The organism is Rhizobium sp. WCS2018Hpa-16 (assembly GCF_031843705.1).
GTDB classification, from domain to species: domain Bacteria; phylum Pseudomonadota; class Alphaproteobacteria; order Rhizobiales; family Rhizobiaceae; genus Agrobacterium; species Agrobacterium tumefaciens_C.
Map to the genome: position 1 here is coordinate 105,387 of NZ_JAVTIX010000010.1, position 22,742 is coordinate 128,128.

Sequence of the window (22,742 nt, forward strand, 5' to 3'; positions counted from 1 at the left end):
TTTTGATATTTGTCAGGTCCTAATAAAGGCTTTTGTGAAAGCGTTGCCGTCGTGCAACGCATCAAATATAGGTTTTCTCTTTTTTCACCGGAACGCAAAGGACTCCGCAGCCGTTTGTCGAGGGAGATCAAGCAAAGCGAGGAGAGAACAATGAGTATTTTCAGCAAGATCAAAGACGCGATTTTCGGCGGCCCGGCAACGGCGGCACCGGCATCACCCAGTGCGGCAGAGCCAACGCCTGCCCCATCCTCTATCCCTGAGCCTGCGGCAACAACGGCCCCACCCATTGGCGGCACCGGCGGCGAGGTTCCGAAGGCTTCGGGCACAGCGCCACAAAGCCCTTCGCAGCCAACCGCGCAGACCGTGGACGTGGCGGCGCAACTGGATGCAGCCGTTAAGAACAGCGGTCATAAGCTGGAATGGAAGCGTTCAATCGTTGATCTGATGAAGGCGCTGGGCATGGATGCAAGTCTTGCAGAGCGCAAGGAACTGGCGCAGGAACTCGGTTATACCGGAGACCTTAATGGCTCTGCCGAGATGAACACATGGCTGCACAAGGCGCTGATGAAGAAGCTGTCCGAGAACGGCGGCAAGGTGCCAGCTGACCTTCTCGATTAATATCGACAGTTGAAATGAAGCGCCGAGGCTTACCTAAGCCTCGGCGCTTTTTTGCGTCTATCGCGTTTTGGCGGGTGCCGCTTCAGCCAGATCGACAACGATGGCTGCTGCTTCGTTTTGCAGCACGTCCTTTGCATTCTTTCGCGCGTTTTCGATTGCGATGTTTGCCGTGATGCTACGCTCATTGGCCTGAAGACCGTCGTCGTTTTCACGAACGAGGCCCGTCCCGCTTTCGGCACGCGCTTTCATCTTGGCTTCGGTTTCAGCCATTTCGGCTCTGCGCTCGACTTCATTGAGCGAAATGGTCTTCTTTTCCCGCACAGCCTTCAGATCAGCTATGTCTTCAACGAACCGCTGGAAATCCTGGTCTGTCTTGATCCGCGCATCATGCTTTGCCTGCAATGTCGGCAGCAACTTGTCCGGATCACCCTGCAGGGCATATTTCGCTGGCTTTATCTTCGTCCATGGCAAAGCATTGTCATAGCTGGATTCGCCGATAGCCTTCGGGTCGAGAAAACCCGGAAGGCTGATATCCGGCACCACGCCCTGCAACTGTGTCGTACCACCATCAACACGGAAGAACTGAGCGATGGTCAGTTTCAGCTGACCAAGTTCCGGCTTGCTGTTGCGGGCGACACGGTCGAGATCGACAACGGTCTGGACCGTGCCTTTTCCGAAGGATGGTTCGCCGATGATGATGCCGCGTCCGTAATCCTGAATGGCTGCGGCAAAGATTTCAGACGCCGAGGCCGAACCACGATTGATCAACACGCCAAGCGGACCGCTCCAGGCGGGTGCCGTCATGTCATCGCTCTCGACCTTGACATTGCCTTCAGCGTCCTTCTGCTGAACGACCGGACCCTTGCCGATGAACAGACCCGTCAGGTCAATGGCTTCGGCAAGCGAGCCGCCGCCATTGTCGCGAAGATCGAACAGCACACCGGAGACATCGTCCTGCTTCAGCTCAGCCAGCAACTTGGCCACGTCGCGGCTGGCGCTGCGGTAATCCTTGTCACCCTTACGGCGGCCTTCGAAGTCCTCGTAAAACGTTGGAAGGGTGATGACGCCGATCTTTGAGGTGGCATCGCCATTCTTGACGGACAGTATCGTCTTCTTGGCCGCCTGCTTTTCAAGGCTCACCTTGTCCCTGACAAGACTGATGACGCGGTGGCCACCAGAGCTGCCAGATTCTGCGGGCAAGATATCGAGGCGCACGACCGAGCCGACTGCACCGCGGATCATCTGCACCACCTCATCAAGGCGCGTGCCGACGACTTCCTTGATCGGACCATCCTCGCCCTGCCCTACGCCAACGATGCGATCTCCCACCGCAAGCTTGGCAGAAAGCTGTGCCGGCCCACCGGCCACCAGCTCGCGAATGGTGGTGTAGCCGTCCCGCTCCTGCAACACGGCGCCAATGCCGACAAGCGACAGCTTCATCGAAATGTCGAACTCTGCGGAAGCGGATGCGCTGAAGTAATCCGTGTGTGGATCAACAGACGTCGTATAGGCCGCCATGAACGACTGGAACACGTCGTCGCTCTTGTACGGATAAACCCGGTCCAGAATGTTCTTGTAGCGCTTGTCCAGCGTCTCACGAATTGCGGCATCGGCCTGGCCTGCCAGTTTCAGGCGAAGCCAATCGCTCTTGACGCGCTTGCGCCAGAGATCGTCACTCTGTTGCTGCGTCGTGGCCCACGGCGCGTCTTCGCGCGATATCGGGTATTCTTCACGCACCGTGAAATCGAAATTCTGCTTCAGCTCGGCGCGCGCAAACGTCATGCGATCCACGACACGGCGCGTGTAGCTGTTGAAGATCGAGAACGGTATTTTAAGATCCTCGTTGAGGATCGCATCGTCGATCTTCGTGCTGTCTGCGTTGAAACCGTCAATATCGCTCTGCATAAACAGCATACGGTCGGGATCAAGCGACTTGATGAACTTCGACATGATATGCGTAGACAGGGCATCGTCGAGCGGCACGGTCTTATAGGCGTAGCGGCCAAGGAATTGCGCACTCAGATTGGCCGCCTGGGCCTGAACTTGAGTGGGCTCCAGCACAGGCGGTGAAGCCGGCTGTCGTGCCTGCGCAGAAGACGCAATGGAGAATGCCAACCAAAAGAGACCGTACCTTATGCGCATGCGACATCATTCCTCATCGTTGTCATCATCCGTCATACTGCACCGGAGCGGCAATTACGATAAGAACCTCTCACCCAAAATAATGATTTTAGGCAATTGCTCGTGATCGGCCTCTGTCAGACGTTTTCGAGGGGCAAGATGAAACGCATATGTCAGGTCAAGCGACGACGATGCCACAGAACGGACCATGGGCCGAGGCGACCAGCCTCAACATCGCCGAATGCATAGAGCAGTTCTCCAGCGCTCGATCCGTTTTCGATTGCCACGATGTCGTTGGACAGGTTGGCCATCAGCTCCAGTTCAGTCTCACCCATCTGCCATATCACTTTCACCGCACGGCCCTTGGCTTCAAAGGTGCCGCCCCTCAATTCGCCATGACTGAGCAAAGGCACGATATGCTCGTGGCGCAAGGCAAGCAGCGATCGGTAAAAGGCAAGCATCTCAGCGCCCTCCTCCGCCTTGGACTTCGACCAATCGAGCTTGGCTGACAGAAAGGTCGACCGCGCTGTTGGGTCGGGAACATTGTCACCGTCGAAGCCCGGCAGACGTGACATTTCCCTGCGCCTGCCCTCGCGGACCTTTTCATTCAGATCCTCATCGAACTGACAGAAGTAAGGAAAGGGCTCCTTGGCTCCCCATTCCTCACCCATGAACAGCATCGGAACCTGCGGCGCCAGAAGATAGATCGCAGCGATGGCCTTCAAGGGTTCCGCAGCAATGTAGGAGGCCATCCTGTCGCCGTTAGCACGGTTGCCGATCTGATCATGGTTTTGGATGAAGGATATGAAGGCCAGCGGCGAAAGATGCTCGCTCGGTTTGCCACGCGCCTCGCCGCGATAGGGCATGTGCTCTCCCTGAAAGACGAAACCCTGTGCCAGCGCCCGGCCAATATTGTCGTCATTGCCGACATATTCCTGATAATAGCCGAAGGTCTCGTCCGTGGCTGCGACGTGCAGAACGTGATGCACATCATCGTTCCACTGTGCCGTGAAGTGCTTCGGCTGGCCGTCTTCGCCACGCACTAGCAGATCGCTGTCATTATCCTCGTTTTCGACGATCAGATGAACATGACGTCTGCCCGCAGCATCGCGAACACGCCGTGCGAGTTCGACAATCAGATGTTCACCGCTATCGTCCTTGATCTGATGAACGGCATCCAATCGCAGTCCATCAATGCGAAACTGCGTTATCCAATAGATCGCGTTCTGAATGACGAATTCGCGGATCTGGTCAGAGCCTTCATCGTCGTAATTGATGCCCATGCCCCAGGGAGATGAGTGGTGCTCGGTAAACAGCGGCGCCACGGCGGGCATATAATTGCCGTCTGGGCCGAAGTGATTGTAGACCACATCCATAAACACGCAGATGCCGCGTGCATGTGCTTCATTTACGAATTTCAGCAGGTCTTCCGGGCGGCCATAGCTGCTTTCGGGCGCATAGGGCATAACGCCATCATAGCCCCAGCCATAGCTGCCGGGAAAATCGGCTGTCGGCATCAGCTGAATGGCGGTTATGCCGAGTTGGCGCAGATGGTCGAGCTTCTCGATGGCTGCGAGAAAGCTGCCCTCCTGCGTGAAAGTGCCCGGGTGCAGCTCATAAATGACCATCTCTTCCCAGGGTCGCCCGCTCCAGCTTTCGGTTTTCCAGACGTAATTGGTCACATCAACCACTTCGCTGGGGCCATGCACATCTTCAGGCTGAAACCGCGATGCCGGATCCGGTATCACCTGCCCGTCAGCCAACTGGAAACGGTAGAGCGTGCCCGCACCCACGCACGGCAATGTGTGGTGAAACCAGCCATCGCCCTTAGGCTCCATGTCATATTGCTCACCGGTCTCCAGCTTCAGCACAACGGATTGCTGCAGCGGCGCCCAAAGGCGAAACAGGGTTGCGTCTTCCAGAACCAAGGGGCCGAAATCGAAATCGTACAACAATGAATGACTCTCTGATGAAATGAAGCGGGAGCGACGACTTGGCCTAACGCCAACGGCCACCAATGGTTTCATGCAAAGCGTACGGGCAGCGTTTTCGCACCCTCTGCGTCGCGCATATTGAACAAAGTGCTCATAAACTCCATTTCCATGGCTTGAGCATAAAGGGATGATTGCAGATGGGTCTATTCGACGGGTTACTGGGTCACGGATCAACCGTGGATCCTGCAGATTTGAACAAGCGCCTCGATGGCGTGCTGGTGGATGGAGAAGAGCCGCAACTGGCGTTCAAAGTCATCCGCGACTTCTTCGTCTTCACCCAGTACCGGATTATCCTTGTCGATATTCAGGGCATAACCGGGAGCAAGGTGGATTATACCTCCATTCCCTACCGCGCCATCACACGGTTTTCCGTTGAGACCGCCGGAACCTTCGATCTGGATTCAGAGCTGAAAATCTGGGTTTCAGGCTCGGCCACCCCGATCAGCAAGACGCTGAAAAAGGGAACGGATGTGCGCGGCATTCAGCGCGCACTTGCGACGGGCGTCCTGCGATAAGGGACGGATGTTAAAGACCACCGCGCTCCTGATTTAAGCGCGGTGGGCAAAGGATATCGAAATCAGATTTCCTTGAGGCTAGCCCCACTGCCGAGGCTTTCGATCAAGGTCGCACTGGCTTCGTTGACGCCGACAACCGTGACCGGGATGTCATGCTGCTTGTAGCGATCAACCACCTTTTCCAGCGCGGCAACAGCGGTAATATCCCAGAAATGGGCCTGTGAAATATCGATCAGCACCGACATCTCGTTTGCCTCCTCGATGTCGAAGGCATCCACGAACACATCGGCCGAGGCAAAGAAGACCTGACCGGACACACGATATGTCAACCGCCGCGCCGGTTCGTCCTTGACGGTTTCAACACGCAGCAGTCTCGCCACCTTGAAGGTGAAGAACACCCCGCTCAGAAGAACGCCGACGGCGACACCCAGCGCGAGATTGGAGCTGAGAACCGTCACGATCACAGTCACGACCATAACCACGCTCGACATTTTCGGATGGACGATCAGCGTTTTGACGGATGACCAATCGAACGTATCGATGGACACCATCACCATGATGGCAACCAGTGCCGCCACCGGAACCTGAGACACCCAAGGCTTAAGGACCACCATCAGGATCAAAAGAAATGCACCCGCAAACAATGTGGACAGCCTGCCGCGACCGCCATATTTCACGTTGCTGACGGTCTGCCCGATCATGCCGCAACCGGCAATGCCGCCGAAGAGACTGGCTGCAGTGTTGGCAATGCCCAGACCTGTGCATTCCCGGTTCTTGGAGCTTGGCGTGCCGGTGAGATCGTCCACCACACTCGCCGTCATCATCGATTCCAGCAGGCCCACCATGGCGATGGCGAGCGCAGGCCCGGCAATGATCTTCAGCGTCTCCAGCGTCAGCGGCACCTGAGGCCAGGCGAACATGGGAAGGCTGTCCGGCAGCTTCCCAAGATCGGCGACGGTCATGACCGGCAATTGCAGGAAAATGGATACCCCGGTCAGAACCAGAATACAGATCAGCGGCGAAGGCACGGCCGTCGTCAGCCGGGGAACCAGATAGATCAGCACAAGCCCCGCTGCCAGCATGCCATAGGCCAGCACATCCCCGCCAATAATGTGCGGAAGCTGTGCGGCGAAGATGAGGATTGCCAAGGCGTTGACGAAGCCTGTTCGAACGGATTTCGAAACGAACCGCATCAACACGCCAAGTCGCAGCAATCCGAATATAATCTGAAACGCACCGGCAAGCAGACCCGCAGCGAAAAGATAGGGCAAGCCGTGCAGATGGACCAGTGGTGCTGCGACAAGCGCAACTGAACCGGCAGCAGCCGAAATCATGGCAGGACGACCACCGGAAAATGCGATGACGATGCCGATAACAAAGGACGCAAAGAGGCCGACCTGTGGATCGACACCAGCAACGAAGGAAAACGCGATGACTTCCGGAATGAGCGCGAATGTCGCGACAGCCCCGGCTAGCATTTCACGCAAGGGATTGGCGGACCAATCCCGACGGATAGATGTAAGTTGCATATGTGATATCTCGCAAAGCATGCCGACACGCATCGTTAGCGGTCATAAAATGGGCATGCGGTATTTGCGTTATCTGGCGGATCGGCGGCCAGAAGAGCCACCCGGAGTTTCACCGGGTCCGTGGTGAGTATGTTCTAAATACCGAATAAATCTCTCGATGCAAGCCCGAATTGGCAACAGGCCGGCGGACAGATCGTCATGGCGCGGGCGCGTGTCGGGAAGGCCATGCAACCCTCCTCAAGCGTTTCTGGCTTCCATGACAGCGGGTGCAAAAGACAATTGTTCGTTCGCCGGTTTGAAGGATTGGTCGAACCATGCCCAGTTGTGCCTGCCCTCTCGCTTCATGCGGTAAAGCGCCTGGTCTGCCGCACTCAGCAGCGTTTCGATATCGTTGCCATGGCGCAGATACAGACTCGCCCCCACCGTTGCGCCAACCATAACCTTTTTACCGCTCACCAGAAACGGCTCGTTAAAGGCGTCCGTTACTCTTTGGCAAATCTTGTCTGCATCGACCTGACAGTCCAGATCGGTCAGCAGAATAGCAAATTCGTCTCCCCCCATTCTGACGACGGTATCATCTGAGCGCACAGAGTGACGAAGGCGGTGTGCTGCGCTTTTCAAGACCTCATCACCGGCCGCATGGCCAAAATAATCGTTGATCGGCTTGAATTTATCGAGATCGATCATCAGAACCGCGATCAGCTTTTGCGACGTGAATGTTGCCCGCTGGGCAATCTCGGTGTTCCAGCGCTCCTCAAGCATTCGCCTGTTGCCCAAGCCTGTCAGCGCATCCTCGAACGCAATGCGCCTGAGTACGTGTTCTGCAAGCTTATGGTTGGTGAGATCTTCGAAAATCGTGATGACGAGGCCGAATTCGTGCATGACGATGCCCCGGTGCAGAACCGGAACAATATTCCCATTTGCGTGCCTGACCTGCACTTCGTAGGGCTCGACCTCTGTTATGCCCAATGCGCCCGGTGTCAGTGTGGCTGCCCAGATCCTGCAAGCGCCCCCGCTCTCGATATCGTTGACATAGACTTCGCTGAACCATTGCTGGATGGTTTCGAAATGGCCATTGGGGTAGCCGAAAGTCCTGATGAAAGCTTTATTGATGAAGCGTATCCGGCCCTCGGGATAGGATGCCCAGGATAGGGGAATTGGCAGGGCATCGAGAAGAAGCAGAAATTCATCATCCGGCTGATGAGTGCCACTGACCATTCTTTGCAGGATATGCTTCATTTCACCACCGTCTTTTGGGCTCCGGGACACAGTACAATCAAGAATGCAATGCTATCCTGCAGCACACACTTTCGGGCGCTGACGTTCCATCAACCAGGCAAACAGTTGCTCGCTTCCAACAGGCCGCGAGAGCCAGTAACCCTGGATTTCGTCACAACCCATCACGCCCAGCAAATCGGCTGCCTCCAGCGTTTCGACGCCTTCCGCAACAACGCGATAACCCAGGCTGTGCGAAAGATCGATCATGGAGCGCACGAGAACCCGTTCACGGTTGCCGTTTTCCATGTCCGAGACGAATGAACGGTCGATCTTTACAATGTCTGCCGGTAATTTTTGAAGATAGGCAAGGCTGCTATAGCCAGTTCCAAAGTCGTCGATGGCAAGGCGGATGCCCGCTGCCTTCAACTGGTTCAGCAGCTCAAAAGCGCCATCGGTCTCTTTCATCATCACGGTTTCTGTCAGTTCCAGCTCAATCTGCGCCGGACTGATGTCGAACGAAGCAAGCTTGGACATCAACCGCTCGTAAAAGTCTGGTTCTTCGAGATTGAGAGCCGAGAGATTGAGGGACACACTGAAACGAAGGCCTCTGCGCTCCCAAGCCGCAAGCGTGACAAGCGTCTCGTTTATGACCCAGTCCGTCAGCTCTCGTGCAGATGCGGAGGCTTCGACCACAGGAATGAATTCGACAGGCGACACCGGGCCAAGAACGGGATGGTTCCACCGCAGGAGAACCTCCGCACTGTGAACCTCGCCGCTCGCAACATCCAGCCGCGGTTGAAAGACCAGAGAAAGCTGGTCGGGGGCCGTCAATGCCGTTTGAAAATCGTTGAGGATTCGGAAATTGCGCCTGTGGCGCAAGTCGATGGCTGGCGAAAACATGCCGATTTTCGTCGGGCTCTGGTGGGCGTCCTGAATGGCGCTTTGCAACGATCTCAAAATGTCATCCGGCGGCATGGTCTGCGGGTCGTAGGCAACCATGCCAATGGAGGGCGACATCGAGATTTGTGTGTCGCTATAGTCCTGAATTTCGCCAAGCATCGTCTTGAGGAATTCAACATAGCGATCAGCGCTCATGTTGTGAGGCGCGAAAAACGCAAACTGCGTGGGGCCGACATGATAAGCGGCGGCCTCTTCCCCGACATGCTTGCGCAGAAGCAGCGAAACGGCCTGAATGACGTCATCCAGATAGGAAGGGCCAAGCACACGCGAGATCCGTTCGAACTGCTCCGTCTGCGCCAGATCGAGCAGAACGATGATGCGCTCACCGCTATCGCCACGCAGGACCGCATCCGACAGATCATTCGAAAGCTGAAACCGGTTGGGCAGACCGCTCGATGCTTCGATGCGCCCCATGGCATGGGTCAGCTCAACCTGATCCATCACCATAGCCGCGAGATCTTTCAGAGTCGCCATTTCTGCATCGGTGACCTCGCGTGGCTCGGTTCCCAGCACGCAGAGTGCACCCAGGCCAAATCCATCGTGCGTGACCAATGGCGCGCCCGCGTAAAAGCGAATGCCCGCATTTCCGAGAACGCTGTCCACATAGTATTCGTCCTGCTTGAAATCTTCGATCACGAAAGGCTTGCAGGTTTCAGCAACGGTGGCGCAGGGCGCCTTATGGCGCGGTATTTCGAAGTGATCGACACCGACCTTCGATTTGAACCATTGGCGTTGCATGTCTGTGAGGGATACGGCGGCAATCGGGAGGCCGAAAATGCTGGCGGCCAGCCGGGTGATGCGGTCAAAACTCTCGCTGGGAAGCGTATCGAGCAACCTCAGATTTTTAAGGGTCGATAGGCGTGCGATCTCATTCTGCATGATAAAAATCCATGGCAACACTGGTGCGCGACCTTTGTGCGCATCCACAATGTGGGGGGCGGTTCATTTTTTGGTGCAGCCATGTCGGCGCTTATATCCACGGTGACGGGATCGGACAAACTGGGGCATCATGCCCAAAGAATTCAATTCTACCGGTAATCATTCTGCCTAATCATTGAACGAAAAGTGAATCCCGGCTCGGCAGTTGCGGCAATGGTTAGTAAATTATATTTTATGATATTCGAAAGTTTAATTATCTCGAAACGCAGCATGCCTCCCCGGTGGCGAACCGGGAAGGCATGCGTTCAGGCGTATCTTCAGGCCACTTCAGGCAAGCCGGAAAGCAGCTTGTCCAACGTCATCGGGTAATGTCGCAAACGAACGCCCGTCGCATTATAGATCGCGTTGGCGATTGCGGCCGAGACGCCGCAAAGACCCAACTCACCTACACCCTTCGCCTTCATGGGCGACGACATCGGATCGGTCTCATCAAGGAAGACGACCTCCTGATGCGGAATGTCCGCATGGACTGGCACCTCATATCCCGCAAGATCGTGGTTGACGAAGAAACCACGGCGCGTATCCACCTCCAGTTCTTCCATCAGTGCACCGCCAGCACCCATGGTCATCGCACCAATGACCTGACTGCGCGCGGTGATCGGATTGAGAATCCGGCCCGCAGCACACACCGCCAGCATACGTCGGATGCGGATTTCGCCTGTTGCGCTATCAACACCGACTTCCACGAAATGGGCGCCGAATGTCGATTGCTGATGGGTTTTCGTGAGATCACCCCACTCCATCGTGTCTTCACCCACAAGCCCGTCTGTGCCCGCAGCCTCTGCGAGAGGAACAGCCCGATTGCCGGATTTGACCATGCCATCTTCAAACAGGGCGTCGTCGGAATTGAAGCCGAGCTTTTGGGCAATCGCTTCGCGCAGTTTCACACAGGCTGCGTAAACGCCAGATGTCGAGGAGTTTGCACCGAACTGACCACCCGAGCCGGCAGATATCGGAAAGCGTGAATCGCCCAGTTGCACGGCAACCTTGTCGACTGTCACGCCCATCATCTCGGCAGCGGTTTGGGCGATGATGGTGTAACTGCCAGTCCCGATATCGGTCATATCGGTTTCGACCGTTACGATACCGTCAGAGCCGAGTTTCACCCGCGCGGCAGACGGCAGGACGAGATTGTCGCGGAAGGCCGCAGCAACGCCCATGCCGATCAGCCACTTCCCATCCCGGCGCGACGCGACCTTGGGACGCTCAGACCAGCCGAACTTCTCGGCACCGGTGTTCATGCAACCAATGAGGTCCCTGTGCGAAAAGGGACGTTCAGGGTTTTCGGGATCGACCTGCGTGTCATTGACGATGCGGAACTGGACCGGATCCATTCCAACCTTCTCGGCAATTTCGTCGATGGCGATTTCGAGCGCCATCAGGCCCGGCGCTTCACCCGGCGCCCGCATGGCGTTACCCTCAGGCAAATCCAGCTGGGCCAGACGCATCGCCGTCATCCGGTTTGCACCGGCATAAAGCAGCCTTGTCTGGTTCACAGCTGTTTCCGGCGCACCGTCAGGCAGGTTGCCAGACCAACTTTCGTGGCCAATGGCGGTAATCTTACCATCGCTGCCAGCACCGATGCGGATGCGCTGGATGGTCGCCGGTCTGTGCGTTGTGTTGTTCGCAATCATCGGGCGCGGCAATGTCACCTTCACCGGCTGCCCGACAGCCTTGGACGCAAAAGCAGCCAGAACCGCATCTGCGCGCAGGAACAGCTTGCCGCCGAAGCCGCCACCGATAAACGGCGACATGAGGTGGATCTTTTCCTTGTCGACCCCGAGCGTCGTCGCCAAGTCCGAACGCCACCAGTCGATCATCTGGCTTGACGTCCACACTGTCACCTCGTCGCCATTCCAAGCGGCGATGGACGCGTGCGGCTCCATCATCGCGTGAGACTGATCCGGCGTCGTATAGGTCTCGTCAATTGTGACGGCAGCTGATTGGAAGGCAGCAGCAAAGTCGCCCACTGATGTATCCGGTTTTTGGGATTCATCCGGTTTTTCGGCATTGCCCTTTTCGGCTTCAAGATCGAAAACACCCTTTTCCTCGGCGTAATCAACCTTGACCAAGGCAGCAGCGGCACGTGCCTGCTCGAATGTTTTCGCCACAACCACGGCAATTGCCTGATGGTAGTGCTCGATCACATCTCCGCCAAACAGGGTGGCGGTGTTGTATTCGCCCTTCTCCCGCTTTCCGACATCAAGGCTCGTCACGACGCTTACAACGCCCTCGGAACCCTTTGCCGCAGACACATCGAAAGCCTTGATGCGCCCTTTCGAAATTGCCGAGTGTACCGGGTATCCATAGAGATAGGGCACGTTTCCGTCATGCCACTCATAGGCGTATTTCGCTCCTCCGGTTGTTTTAAGCTCGCCATCGATACGCCTGATAGGCTGGCCTACGACTTTCAGGCGATCAATGGGATTGGTGGTTGCTGGTGTATCAAATTTCATCGCTCAACCCCTTGCTTCGGACAGGACGGCGCCAAGCGTGCGCTCGACAAGATCGATCTTGAACCGGTTCTCTTCTGTGGGACGTGCATCTGCCAGAATGGCTTGTGTCGCCGCGCGCGCGCCTTCCGCCAACTGGCTTTCAGCCGCCTCGACACGCCACGGCTTATGGGCCACACCGCCCACAGCAACGCGTCCGGTTCCATCCGACTGAATAATCGCACCGACAGAAATCAGCGCGAATGCGTATGATGCACGGTCACGGACCTTGCGGTAAATCTGCTTACCGCCAACGGGTGGTGGCAATAGAACCGAGGTGATGAATTCACCCGCTTCAAGCGTGTTCTCGATGTGCGGCGTGTCGCCCGGCAGACGGTAGAAATCCGCAATCGGAATGGAGCGACGAGAACCATCGGCTTTGACCGTTTCAATCGTCGCATCAAGCGCGCGCATGGCAACGGCCATGTCGCTGGGATGCGTCGCCATGCAGGCATCGCTGACGCCAACAACGGCAAGCTGGCGGGTGTAACCGCCAATGGCGGAACAGCCGCTTCCAGGCGTGCGCTTGTTGCAAGGCTGGTTGGTATCGTAAAAGTAAGGACAGCGCGTGCGCTGCAAGAGATTGCCAGCCGTCGTTGCCTTGTTGCGCAACTGCCCGGATGCCCCGGAAACCAACGCGCGCGAAAGCAGGCCATAGTCGCGGCGGACCGTTTCATCGGCTGCAAGATCTGTGTTCCTGACCAGTGCGCCGATGCGAAGGCCACCCTCCGCAGTTGCCTCGATCTTGTCGAGTTCGAGCCCGTTCACATCAATCAGATAGGTCGGCGTCTCGATCTCAAGCTTCATCAGGTCGAGAAGGTTTGTGCCACCCGCAATGAATTTGGCACCGGGATTGGATGCGACAGCCTTGGCTGCGGCTTCGACAGAGGAGGCTCGCTCATAGGTGAAAGCTTTCATGCGTTTATTCCTCCCACTTCTGAAATGGCATCCAGAATGTTCGAGTAGGCCCCGCATCGACAGATATTGCCGCTCATGCGCTCGCGAACTTCATCTGCCGTCAGCTGCGTCTTTGCCGTCAGATCGCCCGTCACATGGCTTGGAATGTTAGCCTTGATCTCTTCCAGCACGGCGATGGAGGAACAGATCTGGCCCGGCGTACAGTAACCGCACTGAAAACCATCATGCTTGACGAAAGCCGCCTGCATGGGGTGCAGATCGCCCGGCTGGCCAAGACCCTCGATTGTGGTCACCTTATCGCCATCATGCATGACGGCGAGCGAAAGACAGGAATTGATCCGCTTTCCATCCACCAGAACTGTGCACGCGCCACACTGGCCGTGGTCGCAACCCTTTTTGGTGCCGGTCAGATGAAGATGCTCCCGCAGCGCGTCCAGCAAGGTGGTTCGGTTATCCATATCAAGAACATGGTTCTGACCATTCACGGTCAGTGAGACTTCGGATGATTGTGTCATGGGGCTCCCCGCAGTTTGCGCCGCCGCGCTCTTGACGACGCCGGTGGCCGCTATCGTCGCGGCAGAGGAGATAAGTAAGTTTCGTCGGGAAAGTTCCAGTCGGACGCTGTCGAGCACGGCCCGCTCCTTTTCGATGGCTTGAGGTGCAAGGCTAACTGCGTGCAAGCGCAAAGGTGCCATCGACAAACGAAAAGTTGAACCCTAAGACCGTTGGCGACTGCCACTCCGCGGTCATCGTTTCACTTGTGGATATGCTACGGCGGGGTACAGTTGTTGTTCACACGGATGGCCTTCAGATCAAATGCTTCTAGCCTCGATCATATCTCTGTTTGTGCTTGGCGTTGAAACGCGGCCCACAACGGTATTACACGTCTCGCAATCGCCGAAGACGCAACGGCACCCTGTCCAGGGGAGCCCGTCTGTCAGGACATTTTTTGGCTTCGACGAAAAACGGTGTCTGGGCATTGCGGACCTCTCGTCTTCAGAAAAGCCCGTGTTTACCGCGTATGACACCGGTGAATGGCAATGCACATATGTCATCGACTATGCGGAAACCGGTCACAAACCATCGCTTTTCCTGCAGATCAGAGGCGTTGAGCCGGGCGTGTGGAACAACTTCCGTATCAAGCTCAATTTCGGCTCCGTCCTGTCACGTCAGGTGCTGGCCGCCCGCGCTGCCAACATCGTCTATTCACTGCTCGGAACGAATATGCCGCTCAAGGATTTAGAGATGGTTCTGGCATCTGGGCTGGATATGGAGATCGCTTTCGGAGAGGCAACGCTGAAATACAGACAGGAACGGGGTGATCCCAACCGTTACAATCTGTTCGGCACCCGAACGACGCCACAGCCGCAACCAGACAAGGCAGAGCAATGAAGCGTCCGAGATAAATGGCAAAGCCCACTTTGGGGGGCAGGAAAACTGATGACGGCTGACAGCAAAGAAACCCATTCTCTCAATGACCCCTTGGTCCATGCACATGAATGGCAAGCCCAAGGGCGATCAGTCGCCATCGCAACAGTTATAGAAACCTGGGGCTCGGCGCCAAGGCCGGTCGGCAGTCACCTGGTAATCGACGCTGACGGCCATTTCGAAGGGTCTGTTTCAGGCGGATGCGTCGAGGGTGCAGTTATCTCCGCCGCACTCGATGTTATCGAGGAAGGCCAGCCCAGAATCCTCGACTTCGGCGTGGCGGACCAGACGGCCTGGTCGGTTGGATTATCCTGCGGTGGACGCATCCGAGTCTATGTGGAGAAACTGCACTAATGGATGCCGCAACACTTGAGACCCTCAACGCCCTGCGCAGCAACCGCGTGGCAGTGGCCACCGTGACCAATCTTCAAAGCGGTGCCGTCGAAGTTATTGCCTCGGAAGCTATACCATCCGGTGCTCTGGGTGAGGCCGTTGCCACCGCCCTCCAGTCCCGGAAATCCTCTGGCATCACGCTTGCGGGCATCGATCATTTTATCAATGTCTATGTTCCCTCGCCCCGCATCGTCATCATCGGTGCGGTCCATATCAGCCAGACCTTGGTGCACATGGCAAAGCTGACGGGCCTTGATGTTGTGGTGATCGATCCGCGAACGGCATTTGCCACACCTGAACGCTTTGCCAGCACCGACCTCATTGCCGATTGGCCTGAAGATGTGCTGCAGACACGACCGCTTGACCAGCACACAGCCTTGGTCGCCTTGACCCATGATCCCAAGATCGATGACTTCGCCTTGATGGATGCCCTTCGGAAAGGTTGCTTTTACGTGGGCGCTCTTGGTGGGCGAAAAACGCACGAGGCGCGGCTGAAAAGGTTGGCCGCTCAGGGATTTGGCGAGCCTGACCTGCAGCGCATCCATGGGCCGGTAGGCCTGAACATCGGTGCAGTCAGCCCCGCTGAAATCGCGGTTTCAATCCTGGCTGAAATCATTTCCACAATGCGCTTCGGTGACAAGAGCCTGTCGAAGCGCAACGCTTGAGGGCTTGGCCAGAACGCCGCCAGCGCTTGCAATCGCCTCCGGCGTATCCACATCCATCAGGGCAGCCGACCCCAGCTCCACATCGATGATCTGAAGACCGGATGCCTTGATAAGACCACGTGCGCCGACATCTCCCTCAAGTCGGCTAATATCTTCAAACATGGAGCGCGGCAGGATCACCGGGTTTCCGGGCTTGCCGTCCGCAACGGCCCGCACGATTGCAAGCCTTTCCGCCTGCTCAAAAGTCGAGATCATTTGGTTCAAGTGTTCGCTGGAAATCTTCGGCATGTCCGCCAACATCACCATGACCCCATCCGCGCCTTGGGCTTGCGGCGAAGATAGCCCTGCGGCAATCGAACCCGCCATCCCAGACGCATGGTTTGCGTTGACCACCCGGGCGACCTCAAGACCATCAAGCACAGCGCCAAGCTCCTCATGCCGGTGCCCCAGCACAACCGTCACAGAGGCTGCATTGCTTTGCCTTGCCGTCACCGCCATCTGGCGCAGCAAGGGAATGCCGTCAAACTCCGCCAGAAGTTTGTGAGAGGCACTTTGCGCTGTGCGACTGGATGTTCCGGCAGCGAGCAGAACGATTGCAACACGCATTCAGTAATCCCCTTTTCATTTCCCGTAGCACGGCTCCACCCGCCTCACCAAGCCGGAGGTCAGCCCATTCTAAAATCGGACTTACCCGATGGTTGCGATTGTGTAACCTGTTCAGGCTAGTATTGTCCTACGTGGCCGCTGACGGGTCACGTCCATTGATGGTGGTAAATATTGCCGTTCTCTAAGCGGTGATGCTGGTTGCAGAGGAGATATGTATGTCAGGCGACAAGACGCTACAGGACTGGCAGGGACTTGCTGAGAAGGAACTCAAACGCTCCCCCGACAGCCTTGTCTGGCATACCCCTGAAGGGATAGACGTCAAGCCGCTCTATACGGCAGACGACACGAAGACCATTCCCCACCTCGATAGCCTGCCGGGCTTCAAGCCCTTCGTGCGTGGACCTCGTGCCACCATGTATGCCGGGCGCCCTTGGACAATCCGCCAATATGCCGGGTTTTCGACTGCAGAGGAATCAAACGCCTTCTACAAGCGCAATCTGGCCGCTGGACAGAAGGGCCTTTCCGTCGCATTCGATCTGGCCACCCATCGCGGTTATGACAGTGACCATGAGCGCGTTGAAGGCGATGTCGGAAAAGCGGGTGTCGCCATCGATAGCGTGGAGGACATGAAAATCCTCTTCGATGGCATTCCGCTCAAGGACATGTCCGTTTCCATGACCATGAATGGCGCGGTCATTCCCATTCTTGCAAGCTTCATCGTTGCCGGTGAAGAGCAGGGTTGCGCCATTTCGGATCTCTCCGGCACGATCCAGAACGACATTCTCAAAGAATTCATGGTGCGCAATACCTATATCTATCCGCCAGAACCCTCCATGCGCATCATTGCCGATATCATCGAATATACCGCGCGCGAAATGCCGCGCTTCAACTCGATCTCGATTTCCGGCTATCACATGCAGGAGGCGGGCGCGACGCTGGTACAGGAGCTCGCCTTCACCCTCGCGGATGGCCGCGAATATGTGCGCGCTGCAATCGCCAAGGGCCTGAATGTCGATGATTTCGCCGGGCGTCTCTCGTTCTTCTTCGCCATCGGCATGAACTTTTTCATGGAAGCAGCAAAATTGCGCGCGGCCCGTCTGCTCTGGTCGCGCATCATGGAGGAATTCAAGCCGCAAAAACCTGCATCGCTGATGCTGCGCACCCATTGCCAGACGTCAGGCGTATCCCTGCAGGAGCAGGATCCTTACAACAACGTCATCCGCACGGCTTATGAAGCCCTGTCGGCTGTGCTGGGCGGAACACAATCGCTGCATACCAATGCGTTGGATGAAGCAATGGCATTGCCAACCGAGTTTTCAGCACGCATCGCCCGCAACACGCAGTTGATCCTGCAGCATGAAACCGGCGTGACAAAGGTGGTCGACCCCCTCGCTGGCTCCTATTATGTCGAAAGCCTGACCAGCGAACTTGCCGAAAAGGCCTGGGCGCTGATGGAAGAAGTCGAGGCGCTCGGTGGCATGACCAAGGCCGTGGACGACGGTCTTCCCAAACGGCTCATCGAAGAAGCGGCGACAAGGCGTCAGGCCGCTGTTGACCGCGGCGAGGAAATCATCGTTGGCGTGAACAAATACCGGTTGGAAAACGAAGACCCGATCGACATTCTCGATATCGACAACAGCGCGGTGCGCGCAGCACAAATCAGACGTCTGGAAACGGTTCGCCGTCAACGCAACGCGCAAACGGTGGAGACCACACTCTCGGTGCTCACGCAGATTGCGCAAACCGGTAAGGGCAACCTGCTGGAAGCCGCAATCGGCGCCGCCCGCGCCCGTGCAACGGTCGGAGAAATTTCCGACGCCATGCGCAGCGTGTTTGGCGACCATGCCGCTGTTCCCGAAGTCGTCCACGATGTCTATGGCGCAGCCTATGAGAACGATCCGGAATATATGACCCTTTGTACCCGGCTGGGAGAACTGGCCACGGTCGTGGGCGGGAAGCCCAAAATGCTCGTCGCCAAGCTCGGACAGGACGGGCATGATCGCGGCGCAAAAATCATCGCTTCAGCCTTCGGCGATATCGGCTTTGATGTCATTGCCGGTCCTTTGTTCCAGACACCGGCCGAAGCGGCCGATCTTGCCGTCAAGAACAAGGTGCATGTCGTCGGGATGTCATCGCTGGCCGCCGGCCACAAAACGCTCGCCCCGCAACTGGTGGAGGCACTCAAGGCAAAGGGTGCGGAAAATGTCATCGTCATCGTCGGCGGCGTCGTTCCGAGGCAAGACTACCAGTACCTCCTCGACCACGGCGTAGCCGCCGTCTTCGGCCCCGGCACCAACGTGCTGGAAGCCGCCCGTGCCGTCATCGACCTGATGCAAGGCCGGCTCCGCAACAGCTGAACCCAACCCACCCGGCGGCCCCCAACGCAAGGCCGCCGGACCACCTTTCACAAAACCGACAAAAACTTGACCACCAACAGACCGAACAGACATTTACCCCTTGCAAGCACCCCGATTGCTGGTTATGAGAACGCCCGCACGAACCTTACAGTTCGTGCCCGCGGAGAGGTGGCAGAGTGGTCGAATGCACCGCACTCGAAATGCGGCATACCTGCAAGGGTATCGTGGGTTCAAATCCCACCCTCTCCGCCATAAATGACACTAAGCTCGAATAGTTAGACTTCAGCCCATTCTCCGAATTTTCTAGTAATCAATTAATTGAATATTGCGCTCGCAGATTGCAGTATGTGATCTCGAAATGGTGGATTCGATCATTCAATTTTAAGGGCCAGATAGAATCGGGCCAATGCGTCCAAGCATCGCGGAAATTTACGTTCAGTCGATAAGATCTGTTCTGCGCCAATACGCCGAGTGACGCTTCTCACATAGGTGCTTCGCGACCTTGCTGGCCGCAACTCACACAGAAACAGACCGTTTGGCGATTGTCACTACAATCGAAGCCCCCGTTGGTCGAGCAATGCGCTGGATGAGCCTTTGCGTTCACAAGACACGTCGTAATCAGCACTATTAACGATAGCCCAAAGCGCCGCTGACGGTTTTGCCATCAGCATCGCAGCACAACTTCAATCTGAATATTACGGTCTGCCTTAATACAGCTTCTTTAGGATAAGAACACAGCCTTTAACATCAAGATAACAATCGTAGATCGAACGGTGTCAACAGAATTCAGAGACCATGAACGGTCTATAATCGAATACCTATTTAAGACTTTCGATATTTATAAATATAAAATATTAGTCACCGCTTTATATTTATTTTAGGAAATATAATAACAACTTTTTTTGGCATTCGTAAGTTAAGCCTAGAAATAGTTTTGTTTTTTTATTTTATATAGACTGCGCCAATAGTGCATGATGAATCAAATTGCGATGATTTCCAATCGCTTTAGTAAATACCGACAAGACCTCTTAAAGACAAAGATGGCTGAACAAACATGCTTTTGAACGAATTTCGCCTTCGTATTGCCTCGCAGCTCCCGGTTGTCGACGCACGCCTTCCCATTGCTCTTTTCGCTTCGACAGCGTTGATTGCACAACCCCTGGCTGGTGGTGTGGCGCTTGCGAATGATATGCTGCCGACGGGCGGGCAGGTCGTGTCGGGCCAGGTTTCCATCGGCACGTCGGGTTCTGGCATGACGGTTACGCAGGGCTCCAGCAAAGCCATTGTCAACTGGAACGGCTTTTCCGTTGGACAGGGCAACAGTGTCAATTTCGTACAACCAAACTCGTCGTCTGCCATCCTCAACAGGGTCACCGGCAGCGCGACGTCCAGCATCGCAGGCTCGCTCACCGGCAACGGTCAGGTCTACATCATCAACCCGAACGGCATTGCCATTACCCCAACTGGCACGGTCAATGTGACAGGTGGATTTGTCGCATCCACGCTGGACATTTCAAATGATGACTTCCTTCAGGGCCAATACAGGTTTTCTGGCGATGGCTCCTCGGCTGGCGTCTCCAATGAAGGTGTTGTCACTGTGGGTCGCGGCGGTTACGCCGCGCTGATCGGTGGCACGGTAAAGAATGATGGCTTGATCGCTGTTCCCGTCGGCAAGGCCGGCCTCGGCTCCGGCGAACAGGCGACGCTTGATCTGTCTGGTGACGGCTTTTTGCAGGTCGCGGTCCCAACCAGCAACAGTGCAGAAGGCAATGGCGCGCTGATCGAAAACAAAGGCACCATCTCAGCGGAGGGTGGCACCGTGGTGATGCGCGCCGCCACCGCCCGCAACGCCGCCCGTCATGCAGTCAACCTTTCCGGCTCAGTCGAAGCCGATAGCATTTCCGGCAGCGATGGCGAGATCGTCATTGGCGGCGGTGAAGGTGGCGAGGTCACTGTCTCAGGCAATGCCTCGGCAAAATCATCCACAGGCAAGGGCGGAAAGATCACGGTCACCGGCACATCTGTTGCACTGAATGGTGCAAAGCTGGATGCTTCCGGTGCCAAGGGTGGCGGCAGCGTGAAGATCAGCGGTGGCTCACATGCTTCGGGCGCCACACAACGCGCAAAAACCGTCAGCGTTGGTTCGGCAAGCGCCATCAAGGCAAATGCGACGCAAAGCGGCACAGGTGGCTCTGTCCAGGTTGATGCAGACGTGCTGCATAACACAGGACAGATCGTCGCGACTGGCACCGCAGGAGGCAGCGTCACGCTTGGCGCCAACAGCCTTGTCAATGCCGGTCTCATGGATGTTTCCGGACTTGGTGGAGCGGGCGGCTCGGTCGATATCGTTGCTCGTGACAATTACATCGAAACGACCGCAGGATTGATTCGGGCAGATGGAACCACAGGCGGCGGTGGCGTTTCCATCCAATCCGGGCGTCTTTTCACATCCGGCACGCTTACGGCAAAGGCCTCACAGGGCGTCGGCGGAACGCTGACACTCACAGGTGCCGACATGGACCTCGTCGCCGCGCATCTTGATGCAACGGGTACGGCGGGTGGCGGGCAGATCCGCGTTGGAGGAGATTACCAGGGCGGCGGTACGCTGGCCCATGCCGCCACGCTGGACATCTCACCGGCCACAGTCATCAAGGCGGATGCAACCCAGAGCGGTTCTGGCGGTCGCATTATCCTGTGGTCCGATAATGCCACGACATTTTATGGAACAGCCAGCGCCAATGGAGGATGGCTTTCCGGCAATGGCGGCCTCATTGAAATCTCGTCCAAAGGCTTGCTGACCATGGCAGGAACAGCAAGCGCCTCTGCCAGAAATGGCGCGAAGGGCACTGTTCTGCTCGACCCGAAGAATATCGTCATCAACGATGCCACCGGCGCCCTTGCGCAATACGAATTCATTGATCCAAACCCTTCCGCCGGAAATAGTTTCGGGGAAGAAACCGTCTCACTTTCCACCGGAAACGTGGTGATCTCGTCTTACTACGCAGATTTGAGCGCCACCGATGTGGGCGCGGTCTATCTCTACAACGGCATCACAGGCGCGCTTATCTCGGCACTTTACGGGTCAAAAGCAGAAGACCGGGTCGGAGAGTACGGAATCACCGCACTGACCAATGGCAACTATGTGGTGGCCAGTTCAAGTTGGGATAATGGTTCGGCCATCGATGTCGGTGCCGTGACATGGGGTAACGGCACAACCGGCATCTCTGGTTTCGTGTCCGAGAATAACTCTCTGGTCGGCAGCACGCAAGGTGATCGTGTGGGAACTGACGGTGTCACCGCGCTCGCCAATGGCAACTATGTGGTAGGCAGTATAAGTTGGGATAATGGTTCGACCACCAATGCCGGTGCCGTGACATGGGGCAACGGCACAACCGGCACCGTTGGCAATGTGTCAGCGAGCAACTCTCTGGTTGGCACCAAGCAAGATGATGTGGTGGGGAATGGTCGTGTCGTCGGGCTCTCCAATGGCAATTATGTGGTGATGAGTAGGTCTTGGGACAATGGTTCGGTCACGGATGCTGGTGCTGTCACATGGGGTAACGGCAACGGTGGCACCGTCGGTGCCGTGTCAGAGAACAACTCTCTCGTCGGCACCACGCAAAATGATCAGGTGGGGGGTAGCGGCGTCAGCGTGCTCACCAATGGCAATTATGTCGTGCGCAACAGCAATTGGGACAATGCTTCGGTCGTGGATGCCGGTGCCGTGACATGGGGTAACGGCACAACCGGCACCGTTGGCAATGTGTCAGCGAGCAACTCCCTCGTCGGCACCACGCAAAATGATCAGGTGGGAAGTTACGGCGTCACCGTGCTCGCCAATGGCAACTATGTTGTAAGCAGTTCAAGTTGGGATAATGGTTCGGTCGTGAATGCCGGTGCCGTGACATGGGGCAACGGCACAACCGGCACCGTTGGCAATGTGTCAGCGAGCAACTCCCTCGTCGGCACCACGCAAAATGATCAGGTGG

General features: G+C 56.5%; 16 protein-coding genes, 1 tRNA gene and 1 other annotated feature. Of the genes, 8 read left to right on the top strand and 9 right to left on the bottom strand.

What is annotated here, in order from left to right:
* Nucleotides 1-150 precede the first annotated feature (150 nt).
* A complete protein-coding gene (locus RQI55_RS21870; protein ID WP_311272947.1) occupies nt 151-618 on the top strand; it encodes a DUF3597 domain-containing protein in 468 nt (155 codons plus the stop codon).
* Between the two features lie 57 nt (nt 619-675).
* Here RQI55_RS21870 and RQI55_RS21875 read toward each other — a convergent pair whose 3' ends face one another.
* Both RQI55_RS21875 and treZ read right to left on the bottom strand, forming a co-directional pair.
* Entirely contained in the window at nt 676-2,760 is a 2,085-nt protein-coding gene (locus RQI55_RS21875) for a carboxy terminal-processing peptidase (RefSeq protein WP_311272948.1), read from the bottom strand.
* A gap of 152 nt (nt 2,761-2,912) precedes the next feature.
* Nucleotides 2,913-4,691: a malto-oligosyltrehalose trehalohydrolase gene (gene treZ / locus RQI55_RS21880; RefSeq protein WP_409233765.1), complete on the bottom strand. Its 1,779-nt coding sequence runs from the start codon at nt 4,689-4,691 to the stop codon at nt 2,913-2,915.
* Between the two features lie 179 nt (nt 4,692-4,870).
* Between treZ and RQI55_RS21885 the strand changes: the two genes are divergently transcribed.
* Nucleotides 4,871-5,248: a PH domain-containing protein gene (locus RQI55_RS21885; RefSeq protein WP_243257884.1), complete on the top strand. Its 378-nt coding sequence runs from the start codon at nt 4,871-4,873 to the stop codon at nt 5,246-5,248.
* A 62-nt stretch (nt 5,249-5,310) separates the two neighbouring features.
* Here the strand turns inward: RQI55_RS21885 and RQI55_RS21890 are convergent, their stop codons facing one another.
* From RQI55_RS21890 to paoA, 6 genes are all read right to left on the bottom strand, one after another.
* Nucleotides 5,311-6,777 carry a SulP family inorganic anion transporter gene (locus RQI55_RS21890; RefSeq protein ID WP_311272950.1) on the bottom strand — a complete coding sequence of 489 codons (1,467 nt, stop codon included), beginning with the start codon at nt 6,775-6,777 and terminating at the stop codon, nt 5,311-5,313.
* 67 nt (nt 6,778-6,844) lie between these two features.
* Nucleotides 6,845-6,900 (bottom strand) — a sequence feature (sul1 is cis-regulatory element that is thought to sense ions involved in sulfur or methionine metabolism; They are found in Alphaproteobacteria).
* Nucleotides 6,901-7,014: 114 nt separating this feature from the next.
* A complete protein-coding gene (locus RQI55_RS21895) occupies nt 7,015-8,016 on the bottom strand; it encodes a sensor domain-containing diguanylate cyclase (RefSeq protein ID WP_311272951.1) in 1,002 nt (333 codons plus the stop codon).
* 51 nt (nt 8,017-8,067) lie between these two features.
* Nucleotides 8,068-9,834, bottom strand: a complete 1,767-nt coding sequence (locus tag RQI55_RS21900; protein ID WP_192067353.1) for a sensor domain-containing phosphodiesterase — start codon at nt 9,832-9,834, stop codon at nt 8,068-8,070.
* A 317-nt stretch (nt 9,835-10,151) separates the two neighbouring features.
* On the bottom strand, nt 10,152-12,350 hold the full coding sequence (gene paoC, locus RQI55_RS21905) for an aldehyde oxidoreductase molybdenum-binding subunit PaoC (RefSeq protein ID WP_311272952.1): 2,199 nt from the start codon (nt 12,348-12,350) through the stop codon (nt 10,152-10,154).
* Nucleotides 12,351-12,353: 3 nt separating this feature from the next.
* On the bottom strand, nt 12,354-13,304 hold the full coding sequence (locus RQI55_RS21910; RefSeq protein ID WP_311272953.1) for a xanthine dehydrogenase family protein subunit M: 951 nt from the start codon (nt 13,302-13,304) through the stop codon (nt 12,354-12,356).
* Complete coding sequence (paoA, locus tag RQI55_RS21915) at nt 13,301-13,936, bottom strand: aldehyde dehydrogenase iron-sulfur subunit PaoA (protein WP_311272954.1); 636 nt, start codon at nt 13,934-13,936, stop codon at nt 13,301-13,303. The genes RQI55_RS21910 and paoA overlap by 4 nt, the downstream gene beginning before the upstream one ends.
* 184 nt (nt 13,937-14,120) lie before the next feature.
* On the opposite strand from paoA, the gene RQI55_RS21920 reads away from it, so the two are divergent.
* From RQI55_RS21920 to RQI55_RS21930, 3 genes are read left to right on the top strand one after another with little or no spacing between them, the layout of a single operon-like run.
* On the top strand, nt 14,121-14,696 hold the full coding sequence (locus RQI55_RS21920; RefSeq protein ID WP_311272955.1) for a DUF6030 family protein: 576 nt from the start codon (nt 14,121-14,123) through the stop codon (nt 14,694-14,696).
* A gap of 48 nt (nt 14,697-14,744) precedes the next feature.
* Nucleotides 14,745-15,086 carry an XdhC family protein gene (locus RQI55_RS21925; RefSeq protein ID WP_311272956.1) on the top strand — a complete coding sequence of 114 codons (342 nt, stop codon included), beginning with the start codon at nt 14,745-14,747 and terminating at the stop codon, nt 15,084-15,086.
* Complete coding sequence (locus RQI55_RS21930) at nt 15,086-15,790, top strand: XdhC family protein (RefSeq protein WP_311272957.1); 705 nt, start codon at nt 15,086-15,088, stop codon at nt 15,788-15,790. The genes RQI55_RS21925 and RQI55_RS21930 overlap by 1 nt, the downstream gene beginning before the upstream one ends.
* Here RQI55_RS21930 and RQI55_RS21935 read toward each other — a convergent pair.
* Complete coding sequence (locus RQI55_RS21935) at nt 15,722-16,396, bottom strand: nucleotidyltransferase family protein (protein WP_311272958.1); 675 nt, start codon at nt 16,394-16,396, stop codon at nt 15,722-15,724. The two genes, RQI55_RS21930 and RQI55_RS21935, sit on opposite strands and share 69 nt — an antisense overlap.
* Before the next feature lie 215 nt (nt 16,397-16,611).
* Here RQI55_RS21935 and scpA point away from each other — a divergent pair, with 215 nt between their 5' ends.
* From scpA to RQI55_RS21950, 3 genes are all read left to right on the top strand, one after another.
* The gene (scpA, locus tag RQI55_RS21940; RefSeq protein ID WP_311272959.1) at nt 16,612-18,753 is read left to right on the top strand and encodes a methylmalonyl-CoA mutase; all 2,142 of its coding nucleotides are present in this window, start codon (nt 16,612-16,614) and stop codon (nt 18,751-18,753) included.
* A gap of 162 nt (nt 18,754-18,915) precedes the next feature.
* Nucleotides 18,916-19,005, top strand: a tRNA-Ser gene (locus tag RQI55_RS21945).
* 802 nt (nt 19,006-19,807) lie between these two features.
* On the top strand, nt 19,808-22,742 hold a 2,935-nt coding region (locus tag RQI55_RS21950; RefSeq protein WP_311276929.1), incomplete at its 3' end, for a filamentous hemagglutinin N-terminal domain-containing protein.

Bases quoted from the DNA above. Each gene is read 5' to 3' on its own strand.
- scpA (WP_311272959.1), top strand. From the start codon at position 16,612: ATGTCAGGCGACAAGACGCTACAGGACTGGCAGGGACTTGCTGAGAAG.
- RQI55_RS21890 (WP_311272950.1), bottom strand. From the start codon at position 6,777: ATGCAACTTACATCTATCCGTCGGGATTGGTCCGCCAATCCCTTGCGT.
- RQI55_RS21925 (WP_311272956.1), top strand. From the start codon at position 14,745: ATGACGGCTGACAGCAAAGAAACCCATTCTCTCAATGACCCCTTGGTC.
- RQI55_RS21920 (WP_311272955.1), top strand. From the start codon at position 14,121: ATGCTTCTAGCCTCGATCATATCTCTGTTTGTGCTTGGCGTTGAAACG.
- paoC (WP_311272952.1), bottom strand. From the start codon at position 12,350: ATGAAATTTGATACACCAGCAACCACCAATCCCATTGATCGCCTGAAA.
- RQI55_RS21875 (WP_311272948.1), bottom strand. From the start codon at position 2,760: ATGCGCATAAGGTACGGTCTCTTTTGGTTGGCATTCTCCATTGCGTCT.
- RQI55_RS21870 (WP_311272947.1), top strand. From the start codon at position 151: ATGAGTATTTTCAGCAAGATCAAAGACGCGATTTTCGGCGGCCCGGCA.
- RQI55_RS21910 (WP_311272953.1), bottom strand. From the start codon at position 13,304: ATGAAAGCTTTCACCTATGAGCGAGCCTCCTCTGTCGAAGCCGCAGCC.
- RQI55_RS21895 (WP_311272951.1), bottom strand. From the start codon at position 8,016: ATGAAGCATATCCTGCAAAGAATGGTCAGTGGCACTCATCAGCCGGAT.
- RQI55_RS21930 (WP_311272957.1), top strand. From the start codon at position 15,086: ATGGATGCCGCAACACTTGAGACCCTCAACGCCCTGCGCAGCAACCGC.
- RQI55_RS21900 (WP_192067353.1), bottom strand. From the start codon at position 9,834: ATGCAGAATGAGATCGCACGCCTATCGACCCTTAAAAATCTGAGGTTG.
- RQI55_RS21885 (WP_243257884.1), top strand. From the start codon at position 4,871: ATGGGTCTATTCGACGGGTTACTGGGTCACGGATCAACCGTGGATCCT.
- RQI55_RS21935 (WP_311272958.1), bottom strand. From the start codon at position 16,396: ATGCGTGTTGCAATCGTTCTGCTCGCTGCCGGAACATCCAGTCGCACA.